Origin of the sequence: Streptomyces sp. cf386, from assembly GCF_900103585.1 — a bacterium.
Taxonomy (GTDB): domain Bacteria; phylum Actinomycetota; class Actinomycetes; order Streptomycetales; family Streptomycetaceae; genus Streptomyces.
Window position 1 is genome coordinate 21,565 of record NZ_FNHV01000006.1, and the last position, 12,483, is coordinate 34,047.

General features: G+C 69.6%; 9 protein-coding genes. 6 read left to right on the forward strand and 3 right to left on the reverse strand.

What is annotated here, in order from left to right; genetic code table 11:
* Positions 1-10 precede the first annotated feature (10 nt).
* The 5 genes from BLU79_RS16405 to BLU79_RS16425 all read left to right on the forward strand — a co-directional run bounded on the left by BLU79_RS16405 (position 11) and on the right by BLU79_RS16425 (position 6,367).
* Positions 11-883, forward strand: coding sequence for a 5'-methylthioadenosine/S-adenosylhomocysteine nucleosidase family protein (locus BLU79_RS16405; protein ID WP_093906519.1), 873 nt, complete (start codon positions 11-13; stop codon positions 881-883).
* 100 nt (positions 884-983) lie between these two features.
* Positions 984-2,969, forward strand: a complete 1,986-nt coding sequence (locus BLU79_RS16410) for a tetratricopeptide repeat protein (RefSeq protein ID WP_093906520.1) — start codon at positions 984-986, stop codon at positions 2,967-2,969.
* A gap of 128 nt (positions 2,970-3,097) precedes the next feature.
* Complete coding sequence (locus tag BLU79_RS16415; protein WP_093906521.1) at positions 3,098-4,492, forward strand: extracellular solute-binding protein; 1,395 nt, start codon at positions 3,098-3,100, stop codon at positions 4,490-4,492.
* Between the two features lie 22 nt (positions 4,493-4,514).
* Positions 4,515-5,522 carry a carbohydrate ABC transporter permease gene (locus BLU79_RS16420; RefSeq protein WP_093906522.1) on the forward strand — a complete coding sequence of 336 codons (1,008 nt, stop codon included), beginning with the start codon at positions 4,515-4,517 and terminating at the stop codon, positions 5,520-5,522.
* Between the two features lie 5 nt (positions 5,523-5,527).
* The gene (locus tag BLU79_RS16425) at positions 5,528-6,367 is read left to right on the forward strand and encodes a carbohydrate ABC transporter permease (protein WP_093906523.1); all 840 of its coding nucleotides are present in this window, start codon (positions 5,528-5,530) and stop codon (positions 6,365-6,367) included.
* Here the strand turns inward: BLU79_RS16425 and BLU79_RS16430 are convergent.
* Positions 6,357-8,348: a tetratricopeptide repeat protein gene (locus BLU79_RS16430; protein WP_371131875.1), complete on the reverse strand. Its 1,992-nt coding sequence runs from the start codon at positions 8,346-8,348 to the stop codon at positions 6,357-6,359. The genes BLU79_RS16425 and BLU79_RS16430 overlap by 11 nt on opposite strands.
* Before the next feature lie 755 nt (positions 8,349-9,103).
* Here BLU79_RS16430 and BLU79_RS16435 point away from each other — a divergent pair.
* Positions 9,104-9,850, forward strand: coding sequence for a transcriptional regulator (locus tag BLU79_RS16435; protein WP_093906525.1), 747 nt, complete (start codon positions 9,104-9,106; stop codon positions 9,848-9,850).
* A gap of 14 nt (positions 9,851-9,864) precedes the next feature.
* Here BLU79_RS16435 and BLU79_RS16440 read toward each other — a convergent pair whose 3' ends face one another.
* Positions 9,865-11,193: a DUF3500 domain-containing protein gene (locus tag BLU79_RS16440; RefSeq protein WP_256333347.1), complete on the reverse strand. Its 1,329-nt coding sequence runs from the start codon at positions 11,191-11,193 to the stop codon at positions 9,865-9,867.
* Between the two features lie 61 nt (positions 11,194-11,254).
* Complete coding sequence (locus tag BLU79_RS16445; RefSeq protein WP_093906527.1) at positions 11,255-12,280, reverse strand: ATP-dependent 6-phosphofructokinase; 1,026 nt, start codon at positions 12,278-12,280, stop codon at positions 11,255-11,257.
* Between the last annotated feature and the right edge of the window lie 203 nt (positions 12,281-12,483).

Genomic DNA, 12,483 nt, shown 5'->3' on the forward strand with positions numbered 1-12,483 from the left:
GCTGTACGTTATGAGTGTGCCGGAGACTCAGCCCACTGTTCTCGTCCTGACCGCGCTTCCTCTCGAATACGCCGCCCTGCGCGCGCATGTCGAGAAGCGGCAGGAGCTCGTGCACCCTGAGGGAACCCGTGTCGAAACCGGTCAACTGGCCGGTACGTCCTGGCAGGTTGCCATCGCCGAGCTGGGCATGGGCGCCGAACGGGCCGCCGCTCTCACCACCCAGCTCATCAACTGGCTGCATCCCGAAGCCGTGTTCTTCGTCGGTGTCGCCGGCAGCCTGAAGGACGACATCGGGATCGGCGACGTCGTCGTGGGCACGCAGGTGTACGAGATCCACGGTGGCAAGCAGACGCCGGAGGGTTTCCTGGTCCGGCCGAAGGCCCTGCCGGGCTCGCACGCGCTGGAACAGGCGGCCCGTTCCGCCGTACGGGACTTGCCCGATGTACGGGCGCACTTCCTGCCGATCGCCACGGGGGACGTGGTCCTGGCGGACTCCGAGTCCGACATCGCCCGGCACCTGCGCAGGAACTACAACGACGCGGGCGCGATCGAGATGGAGGGCTCCGGCGCAGCACACGCGGCCCATCTGAACGGCCAGTTGAACGCCCTGGTGATCCGGGGCATCAGCGACCGCGCCGATGCCGGCAAGCGCGCTGCCGACGCCGCGGGTTCACAGGAACTCGCCGCCAAGCAGGCGGCCGCGGTGACCGTGGCGGTGCTGCGCAAGCACCGGCCCCGCAAGGGATCGCCTGTTTCCTCCGACTCCGAGGAGGGTCCCCAACAACGCGGAGACGGCGGAGCGACGTACGGCGGAGACCACATCGACTTCCGGGGCGGGACCTTCCACGGCACCGTCATCGGAAAGAGCGACGAGCGCCGGTAGAGGCAGCAGGGGCACCGCGCACGGCCCGGTCCCGCGAGCGACCGCCGCACTCCCACCCCGCCCCCTGGGCTTCACCGGCCGCTCGGCCGAGCTGGACCGCCTGCTCCCGCATCTCTCGCCCGACCAGGACGACACGGCCGCGCTCCCGGTCCTCATCTTCGCCGTCACGGGTATGGGAGGCATCGGCAAGACCGCACTGGCGGTGGAGACGGCGCACCGGGCCCGTACGCAGGGCTGGTTCCCGGGCGGGACGCTCTTCGTGGACCTGCGGGGGTACGACGACGACCCGGTCACAGCTGATCAGGCGGTGCTGGCGCTGCTCGACGCGCTCGGTGTGCGAGACCGGGATCTGCCGACGACGTCGGAGCGGCAGTACGACGCGTACCGTGCGCTTCTCGCCGAACGACGGGAGCGGATGCTGCTGATCCTGGACAACGCGTCGGACCCGTCCCAGTACCTGCCGCTCCTGCCGGGCACGGACCACCACCGGGTGCTCATCACCTCTCGGGACCGTCCCGATGCCCTTTCGGTACGCCTGATCGACCTGGAAGCACTCGATCCGGACGACTCCGTCGCGCTCGTGACCCGCGCCCTGCACGACACCGACGAACGCGACGAACGCCCGGCTCGCGAGCCCGACGCACTACGCGAACTGACGGGTCTGTGCGGCCACTTGCCCCTGGCCCTCCAGATCGCCTCGGGAATGCTGCGTCGACGACGCCATCGGGACATCGCCTCTCTGGTGGCCGATATCCGGGACACCGGGGATCCGACCGCCGTCCTTGACCGGAGTAGTCCGGGAACGGACCTCTACGGACGCTCACTTGTCCTGCGCCCTGTGCTGGAGACCTCCTACCGGCGGCTGCCGCCCGACGAGGCCCGGCTGCTGCGCATGCTCTGCCTCGCTCCGGGTGCGGAAACCGGCACGGAGGCGGTCGCCGCTCTCGCCGACCTCGACACGGAGCCCGCGCTGTCCCTGCTGGAGGACCTGGCCGCCAGACATCTCGTCGCGCCGGTGCGGGGCGGCCACGGGACGGCTTCCGCCATGCGGTGGCGGTTGCATGACCTGGTGCGGGGGTTTGGGGTGGGTGTGGTGGCCGGGGGTGCGGGATTGCGGGAGGAGGGGGAGGCTGCGCGGGAGCGGGTGCTGGGGTTCTACTTGCGGTGGGCGAATGCGGCTGGTGATCGGTTGCGGTGGCTGCCGGGGAGGGAGGAGCCCGAGCGGTTCGGGGATCGGGGGCAGGCATTGGCGTGGCTGGACGGGGAGCGGGCGGGTCTGGTTGCGGCGGTGAGTTGGGGGCGGGAGGAGCGGTTCGCGGCCACAGCGGTGCGGCTGGCCCGCTGTCTGGCGGAGTATCTGCCCTGGCGGCGGTACTTCGACGATTGGATCGCCGTCGCGGAGGCCGCGCTGGAGGCCGCCCGCCGGGCCGGGGGCCGGCTGGACGAGGCCAGCGCGTGGAACAACCTCGGCCTCGCCCTGCGGAATGCGGACCGAGCGGGGGAGGCGATCGACGCCCACACCCGCGCCCGCGACCTTTACCAGGCAACCGCAGACCGCGACAGCGAGGCCATAGCGTGGAACAACCTCGGCCTCGCCCTGCAGGAGGCCGGCCGGGCCGAGGAAGCGATCAACGCCCACACCCGCGCCCGCGACCTTTACCAGGCAACCGCAGACCGCTACAGCGGGGCCATGGCGTGGAACAACCTCGGCATCGCCCTGCAGGAGGCCGGCCGGGCCGAGGAGGCAATCGACGCCCACACACGCGCCCGCGACCTGTTCCAGGCCGCCGGAGATCGCCACCGCGAGGCCATGACGTGGCACAACCTCGGTATCGCTCTGCGGACGGCGGGCCGGGCGGAGAACGCGATCGAGGCGTACGGCAAGTCCCTGGAGCTCCGCAGGGAGTTCGAGGACTGGTACGGCGCCGGGCAGACCCTTTACAACCTCGCCGTCACCTGCGAGGCCGCCGACCACCACGCCGCGGCCCACGCCACCTACCTCCAGGCCGCCGACGCCTTCACCCGCGCCAACGCCCCCACCGAAGCCGCCCAAGCCCGAACCCGCGCCGCCGAACTACCGGAGTAACTCCCCCATCGCCCACACCAAAGCCGTCACCCAATCCGCCGCACACGCATTGACCTGACTAGACCACTCAACCTACGTTCACCAGGCAGCCATCCCCGCGCCACAACGAAGTGCGCCCGCAGGAGGTCATGCCCGTGCGCCCCACCGCCACCCGCCCCACTCGCCCGGCCCTCCCCACACTCCTCGCCCTGACTCTCGCCGCCGCAGCCACACTCACCGCCTGCGGCAGCGGCTCCGGCAGTGACCCGGACACCCTCAAGGTCTCCTTCAAACAGTCCACGGACAACTCCATCAAGGTGATGGACACCTACCTCGCGGACATCAAGAAGCAGTTCGAGAAGGCGAACCCCGGCAAGAAGGTCGAGTTCGTCCCCATCAAGGCCCCCGACTCGGAGTACTACACCAAGCTCCAGCAGATGCTCCGCTCCCCCAAGACCGCCCCCGACCTGGTCTACGAGGACACGTTCCTCATCAACTCGGACATCACCAGCGGGTACTTGAAACCCCTCGACCCGTACCTCGCCAAGTGGCAGGACTGGAACCAGTTCATCGACACCGCGAAGGCCGCCGCCAAGGGCGAGGACGGCAAGACGTACGGCGTCCCGGACGGCACCGACACCCGGGGCCTGTGGTTCAACAAGGGCATCTTCAAGAAGGCCGGCCTGCCCACCGACTGGCAGCCGAAGACCTGGGACGACGTCCTCGACGCGGCCCGCACCATCAAGCAGAAGGCCCCCGACGCCATCCCCCTGAACGTCTACACGGGCAAGCCCGTCGGCGAGGCCGCCACCATGCAGACCTTCGAGATGCTGCTCTACGGCACGAACGACGGCGCGACCGACCCCCTCTACGACAAGTCCACCAAGAAGTGGGTCGCCGGCGGCCAGGGCTTCAAGGACTCCCTCGCCTTCGTCGAGACCGTCTACAAGGAGAAGCTCGGCCCGGACGTCTCCGACGCCCTCGACCCCAACGTCATGACCCGCGTCCGCGGCGAGTGGCTCCCGCAGGGCAAGCTCGCCATCGCCCTCGACGGCTCCTGGCTCCCGCAGGACTGGCTCCCCGGCAGCGGACACGAATGGCCCGAGTGGTCCGACGAACTCGGCCTCGCCGCCCTGCCCACGCAGAACGGCCAGGCCCCCGGCAAGGTGAGCATGTCCGGCGGCTGGACCTGGTCCATCCCGGCCAAGGCGGGCAACCCCGACCTGGCCTTCGAGTTCATCAAGACGATGCAGACGAAGGCGAACGCCCAGAAGTGGTACGTCGCCAACTCCGGCATCGCGGTACGGCAGGACGTCGCCGACGACCCCGCCTACATCGACGCCCAACCCGGCATCAAGTTCTTCACGGACCTCGTGTCCAGCACCCACTACCGCCCCGCGTACCCGGCGTATCCGAAGGTCTCCACCGCCGTGCAGGAGGCGATGGAGGGCGTGACGACGGGCGACATGTCCGTCGAGGAGGCGGCGAAGGGCTACGACGAGGAGCTGAAGTCGGCGACGGACGACCAGGTGATCGAGAAGTGAAGCACGGCGAGGACGACCGCCCATGACCGCCGACGCACAGCGCGCGGCCGCGGGCCCGAAGGGAGCCGAGTCCCCGTCGGGCCCGCCGACTTCACGCCCAACGACCGACCCGAAACACCCGAAACACCCGAAGCACCCCCGAAAGCCGCCCCACCCCCACCCCTCCACCCCACTCCACCGCTCCCTCGCCCGAGCCCTCCCCGTCTCCCCCGCCGTCGTCCTCCTGCTCCTCTTCCTCGCCGGCCCCATCGCCTACTGCGCCTGGATCGCCTTCACCGACCTCCAACTCACCGGCCAGGCCGAGGAGTCGTTCGTCGGCTTCGACAACTTCCGTACGGCGTTCGGTGACGAGGCGTTCCTCAACGCGGTCTGGCTCACCCTCGTCTTCACCGTCATCTCGGCCCTGATCGGCCAGAACACCCTGGGCCTGGGCCTGGCCGTGCTGATGCAGCGCGCCTCGAAGCCCGTCCGCACCGTCACCGGCGGCATCGTCATCGCGGCGTGGGTCCTGCCGGAGGTCGTCGCCGGATTCCTCCTCTACGCCTTCTTCCGCCGCGAGGGCACCCTGAACGCCATCCTGGACTGGCTCCACCTCCCCACCCAGAACTGGCTGTTCACGCTCCCGATCCTGGCTGTGTCGTTCGCGAACGTATGGCGGGGTACGGCCTTCTCGATGCTGGTCTACTCAGCCGCTCTCAACGAGATCCCGAAGGAGATCACCGAGGCGGCCGAGGTCGACGGCGCCGGCGGCTGGCGTCGTATGTGGCACATCACGCTCCCGATGATCCGCCGCTCCATCGGCACGAACCTCATGCTCATCACCCTCCAGACCCTGTCCGTCTTCGGTCTGATCTGGGTGATGACGAGGGGCGGTCCGGGCGGCAAGAGCCAGACGCTGCCGCTGTTCATGTACGAGGAGGCGTTCCAGAAGAGCATGATCGGCTACGGCACGGCGGTCGCCCTGCTGCTCCTGGTGGTGGGCTCGTTGTTCTCGTTGGTCTACCTGCGCCTGCTGCGAACGGAGGTCTGACGCCCATGCCCCGCCCTCTCTCGTCCCGCAGGACCACCCACCGCCTGGCCGCCGACGCCGGCCTCCTCGCGGTGGCCGCCACGTTCGTGCTCCCGCTCGCGTGGGTGGTCCTCTCCGCCCTGGACACGCACGCGAACCTCCAGGTGAAGCTCCCGGACGGCGTCACCCTGGACAACTTCGACGCCGTCCTGACCCCGGACATCACCTTCACGCCGCTGCTCAACAGCCTGCTCCTGTGCGGCGGCGGGACGGCCCTGACGGTCGCGTGCGCGGCCCTCGCCGCCTACCCGCTGTCCCGCTTCCGCTCCCGCTTCAACCGCCCGTTCCTGCTCACGATCCTCTTCGCGACCAGCCTGCCGATCACCGCGATCATGGTGCCGGTGTACGCGCTGTTCGTGCAGGTGAACCTGATCGACACCATGCAGGGCACGATCTTCTTCTTCGCCGCCTCTCAACTGCCGTTCGCCATCTGGCTGATGAAGAACTTCATGGACGGCGTACCGAAGGAGCTGGAGGAGGCGGCCTGGACGGACGGGGCGTCGTCGCTCCAGTCGCTGGTGCGGATCGTGCTGCCCCTCATGGGCCCCGGAGTCGCCGTCGTCACGGTCTTCTCCTTCGTGATGATGTGGGGCAACTTCTTCGTCCCGTTCATGCTCCTGCTCACCCCCGACCAAATGCCCGCGGCCGTGAGCATCAACGAGTTCTTCGGCAACCGCGGGATGGTGGCGTACGGCCAGCTCGCGGCGTTCTCGATCGTGTACTCGACGCCGGTGATCCTGCTGTACGTGCTGATCGCGCGGAGGCTGGGCAGCGGTTTCGCGTTGGGTGGGGCGGTCAAGGGGTGAAGGGTTCGGCTGCCGCCCTGCGGGCTGCGGTGGCTCGGTCCGGTGCGTTGGCCCGGGTGAAGGAGTCGGCGGCGCGAAGCCGGCAGGACCGGGCTTCGCAGGGTTCCTGAGCGTCTTCGTGGGCCGAGGCCAGCTGTTCCAGGGTCAGACCTTCCCCGTACCAGTCCTCGAACTCCGCGTAGTTCTCAAGGGATTTCCGATACGACTCGATCGCCTGTCTCACCCGTCCCGTCCGCTGCAGGGCACTGCCGAGGTTGCTCCACGCGTAGGCCTCGTGGTGGCGGTCCCCCACGGTCCCGAGGAGGTCACAAGCGCGGGTGTGGGCATCGATCGCCTCGTCCAGCCGTCCTCCTTCCGCCAGTGCGCCTCCAAGGTTGATCCATGCGATGGCCTCGCCACGGCGATCTCCGGCGCTCCGAAACAGGTCCAGGTCGCGCCTGTGGACATCGATCGCCTCGTCGAGTCGGCCCGCCACCTGCAGTGCGATGCCGAACTTGTTCAGCGCGAAGACCTCACGGTTGGCGTCCCCGACGGCTCGGAACAGCTCGCAGGCCCGGCCCAGGGCGCCGAGGGCCTCGTCATACCGTCCCGCCTGCCGCAGCCCGCTCCCCAGGCTCTCCCACGCACCGGCCTCGGCACGTCGGTTCCCCCGGCGATGGGCCGCTTCCCGTGCGGTACGGGCGACGGTGATCCAGTCCTCGAAGTACCTCCGCCGGCTCAGGTAGGTCGCCAACCGTTCGGCCAACGACACCGCCATGTCCGTGTACGGGGGCTCGTGAGCCCACTGCACGGCAGCCACCAGCCCCTCACGCTCCGCGTCCAGCCACTCGAACGCGGCACGGTAGTCCGCGAACCGCTCCGGTTCGGGCTGCCCCGGAAACCACTCCAGCCGCTGCTCGGCCGCCTCCGCCCACCGATGGAAATACTCCAGCAGCCGACTCCGGGCCTCGTTCCCCTCCGCCACGAAGCCGGCCTGCCCCACCGCCGTCGCCCCCCCGAACGCCCGCACCAGGTCATGCAGCCCCCACCGCCCACGCCCGGTCCCGCGTTCGACGAGGTGCGCGCGGGCCAGCGCGTCCAGGTCCCGATTCGGCGGGACGTCTCCGCCCGTGAGGACGGTCACCGCCTCGGTGGTCACCTCGCTCCCCGGAGCAAGGGCAAGCAGCCGCAGCAGGCGTGCCTGATCGGCCGGCAGGCGCCGATACGACAGGTCGAAGGCGGCGCGGACACTGCGCTCACCGTCGTCCAAATGCACCAGCCGGTCGCCGAACTCGGACAGTTCGGCGGCAAGTTCGGCGACTGGCTTGTCCCGGTCCAGCGCCAGCAGCGCCGCAGCGATCTGGAGGGCCAGCGGCAGATGCCCACAACGGGCGGCAAGCTCCACCGCGGCCTCGGCCGCGTCACCGACCCGGCCGTCGTCCGGGTCCGCGATCCGCAGCGCACGGTCGAGCAGCTCGACCGCTTCCTCCGGCATCAGCTCGTCCAACGCCAGCAACCGCGCCCCCAGCTGAGGCAACTTGCTTCGCGAGGTGACCAGCACCCGATGTCGCGCATCCCCGGGAATCAGCGGCCGCACCTGCTCCGGCGACGAAGCGTTGTCGGCGAGCACCAGCACCGCCCCCCGCTCCCGCCTCCGCTCCGCGAGCATCGACCGGTACAACGCCCCCCGTTCATCGGCCCGCACCGGAATATGCTCCGGCTCCGCGCCCAGCGCCCGCAGCAATGCCTCCAGCGCCTGCTGCCCCGTGACGGGATCGTCGTCGTACCCATGCAGATCCAGAAAGAGCACCCCGCCCGGAAACCACCCCTGCCCACAAGCCTCGTGAGCAGCCTCCACGGCCAGCGCGGTCTTCCCGATCCCACCGAGCCCGGACAGCGCGGCAACCAGCACCGGCACCACCCCTGACTCGCCACCATCCGCCGGATCGAAGGCGGCAAGCAGTCGCCCCAGCTCGTCGCCCCGGCCGGTGAACCCGGTCACGCGCGCAGGCAGAGCATCCAAGGCGGTCGGCGCGGCCGCATGCTGAGAGACGCTCCCCTTCGCGACGACGATCCCCTTGAACTCCCCGTCCCGAAAGTCAAGATGATCCCCGTAGTACCGCCCGCCACCCGCACCGGCCATCACGCAGTCCCCCGCACCGCCTCCGAACCTCGCGCACCCAACACGGTACGCCTCACGTGCATCGAGAAGCGGCGTGGACCAAGCTCGCCCTCACCCCGCGGGACATCGGCAGGCGTGGCATCGGACGCCTTCGACCGAGCCAACGCCGACACCGAAGCCGCCGTGTGCCGCGCCCGGGCCCGCGAACCGGGGCGGCACCCCAGACCTCCCCGGCACCCCACACCACCCTTCCAATGAACGCTTCCTCCTCGACGTCGGGATTGAGCCGCACCCAGCCCCCTCCACACCCCCATTCACGGCGTCGACCACGCCGCACCCATCTTCGACATCCGTTCACATGCCCCCATGACCCGGGCACCCCCTCCAGGAGCCATCAGGAGACCGACGCCCGAAAGCATCCGCGAATATGCCTCCTGACCTTGCCGTTCACCGACCGTCACCAACCGGAGGACCCGCCCCCACCACCCCGGCGCCGCCGGCCCAACCACCCGCCAGACCCCCACAGGCGATCTCCCCCGCCGCCGAACCCGCCAGTAGCCGTAGCTTCCTACAATCCGTAATCCTGGCCGAACAGACCGTAGTCACCCCACCCTGTTCGCCCTACGTTGTGCCCCGTGCGCCGACCCCCAGCTCAACCGAACCAGCCCAACCCGCCGAACCGCTCAAGCCGCCGCAACCCACCCACTCCGCCTTTCAACGCCCCCGCCGCCCGCAGACTCCGGGCCGCCCTCAACATGGGGCCCGAGCATGTCGCCTACGGCATGCGGGCCTCGTACGGGCTCCCCTATGTCACCGAGGACATGGTCATCGCCTGGGAGCGCGAGCTCACCGCCCCGACCGGCAGCGAGCTGACCGCTCTCGCGGGCGTGTTGTGGTGCTCGCCCGGGGAGCTGCTCGGCAAGCCGCGGACGCTGCGTGAGCACCGGATCGCCCGTGGTCTGGCGCCCGAGGACGTGGCCCGTGCCGTCGGGCACGAACTGCTCGCGTATCGCCGTATGGAGGAGACCGACGACTGGCACGGCACCGACCGCCAGTCCGCCGCCCTCGCCGAAGCCCTCGGCCTGTCGCTGCCGGACTTCATCACCGTCACGGGCCGCGACACGAAACTCGCCGAGCTGCTGCGCAGTGCCGTGACGACGCGCTGGCAGGCGTATGTGCGTCCGGTCGGCAAGATGGCGCCCCTGGACCGGCGCGTCATCGAGGACACCCTCCAGGAGCTGCACCAGAACTACCAGGGGCAGATGGCCGCCACCCTCAGCTGGGGCGGCGGCAGCGGTGACTCCAGTGCGGCCGGCCGTGAGTTCCTGGACCGGATCGTGGAGCACTTCTGGACGACCGTCCAGGGGAGCGGCCGCCCCTGAAGTCCCGCCGATCTTCAGTGATCGTTCTCCAGGTGCAGCCTCAGGAGATCCGCCCCGTAATCGTTGCCGTTCGGCGTCCGGACGATCGTGTGGATGTGCTGCTGCGTCGGCGTCCCGCCGGGGCCGCCCATACCGCCTCCACCATCGCCACCACTCCCGCCACCCGACTTGTTCCCGTACGCCAGCGGTGACTGCGCGTCGTACTCGATGAGCACGACCGGACTGTGCACCCGGTAGTAGAAGGCCGAGCTGTCCTTCGTCTCGCCGATCCAGTGGAAGTACGTGTCGTCGAGATGCTTCTCGACCTCCGCCATCCTCACCTCGGCGTGCGCGTCCGCCATGGTGCCGACGTACACGCGCACCAGGTCCAGCAGCCTGTCCCGCTGGGTGTCGGTGAACTCGGCCGCCGCCAGGCCCTGGTAGGCGAGCTGGAGGTTGTCCCGGCCCGCCCCGGCCTTCAGGTTGTCCCCGGCCTTCTGCTCGGTCGAGATCACCTTGGCGCGCTGGGCGTCGGTCAGTGAACGCAGCAGCGTCAGGCCCGCCTTGGTCTCCTTCCGGAAGAGGGTGATCTTCTCGCCCTGGTAGGTCGCGGACGTCGGCTCCGAGCCCATGAAGGTCGGCGTCATGACGACCTGGTCGCCGAGGACGAAGTAGTTGATCGCCAGGTGGTGGCCCTCGTACTGGAAGCCCCACGGCTTGGTCGTGGACGGCGTGCCCATGAAGGTGAAGTAGTAGTGGCCCTCGGTGAGGGTCTCCCGGCCGCCGCCGCTGTACTCGCCCAGGTACGCGTTGAGCTTCATGATGTTGCGGGACTGCGTGAGCCCGTCGGCGGACAGGGCCGCGCCGAGCAGCGCGAAACCGAGGTCACGCCGCTCGTCCGTGAGGTCGCCCATCCGGACGCCCTTGCGTGCGTAGCCGTCGACGTTGCTCCAGGCCAGCCACTCGTCGTCCTGTACGTCGTACTGGGCCGAGCGCTTCTCCTTGGCGGAGAGGCCGTCGAGGAACGCCTGCGCGGCCTTGACGAGCGCGTCGGTGGAGACGCCGGTGGAGTGGATCGCGTACAGGTCCTCCTGGACCTTGCCGTTCGTCGTGACGCCAACGAAGTCGTCGTACGCGATCTCGGTGGCGCCGGGACCCATGCCTCCGCCGCCGGGCATCCCGGTGGGGGCGCCCGAGGGCGCGGCGCTCGACGAGGAGCTCGCCGTGGTGGCGGTGCCGTTCGAGCATCCGGTCACGCCGGTCATGGTCGCCACCGCGGCGGTCCCGCCGAGCAGCAGCGACCTGTTCATGAACCAACGGCGGGTGCGTTCGGCCTCAGGGGTGCGTGGTCTGTGTGCGTGCATGGGCACACCGTCCCGGCCGGAGCTGAAGTACTCCTGGACCGAACCTGTGAGAACCCTGGGCCTAGAAGACCGACTCCGCCTCGTCCATCCGGTCCTTCGGCACCGTCTTCAGCTCGGTGACCGCCTCGGCCAGCGGCACCATCACGACGTCGGTCCCCCGCAGCGCGGTCATCCGGCCGAACTCGCCCCGGTGCGCGGCCTCCACCGCGTGCCAGCCGAAGCGGGTGGCAAGGACACGGTCGTACGCCGTGGGTACGCCGCCGCGCTGGACGTGACCGAGGATGACCGGCTTGGCCTCCTTGCCGAGGCGGCGCTCCAGCTCGAACGCCAGTGCCGTGCCGATGCCCTGGAAGCGCTCGTGGCCGAACTTGTCGATGTCGCCCTTGCCGTAGTCCATGCTGCCGTCGGCGGGGTGGGCGCCCTCGGCGACGCAGATCACCGCGAACTTCTTGCCGCGCGCGAAGCGCTCCTCGACCATCTTCACCAGGTCGGCGGGGTCGAACGGGCGCTCCGGGAGGCAGATGCCGTGCGCACCGGCCGCCATGCCGGACTCCAGCGCGATCCAGCCCGCGTGCCGGCCCATGACCTCGACCACCATCACGCGCTGGTGGGACTCCGCGGTCGTCTTCAGGCGGTCCATGGCCTCCGTGGCCACCCCGACCGCCGTGTCGAAGCCGAAGGTCCGGTCCGTCGACGAGATGTCGTTGTCGATCGTCTTCGGGACGCCCACCACCGGCAGGCCCGCGTCCGACAGCATCCGCGCCGCCGTCAGGGTGCCCTCGCCGCCGATCGGGATCAGCGCGTCGATGCCGAAGTCCTCGACCATGTCGCCGGCCCGGTCGCAGGCCTCGCGCAGACGGTCGCGCTCCAGCCGGGAGGACCCGAGGATGGTGCCGCCGCGGGCCAGGATGCCGCTCACGCTCTCCAGGTCGAGGGCACGGTAGCGACGGTCCAGCAGGCCCGAGTACCCGTCCTCGAAGCCGATGACCTCGTCGCCGTAGTTGTCGACCGCCCGGTGCACGACCGACCGGATCACGGCGTTCAGGCCGGGGCAGTCGCCGCCTGCGGTGAGAACTCCGATACGCATCGTGCTGTGTCTCCTGCTCGCTGTTGATACCGGTGAGCCAATCCGATTGTTTCACGTCCCTGAGGGCACTGTCGGCCCCCGATCCTGACGGGCGCCTTAACCAGCGGCAAGGGTATTGTCAAGAGGGTTTCGCTCACCCCACTGGGCGATTTTGCGACCCCCACGACGGACGCCAGAAGAAGACGCCAGACGAAACGGAGAGC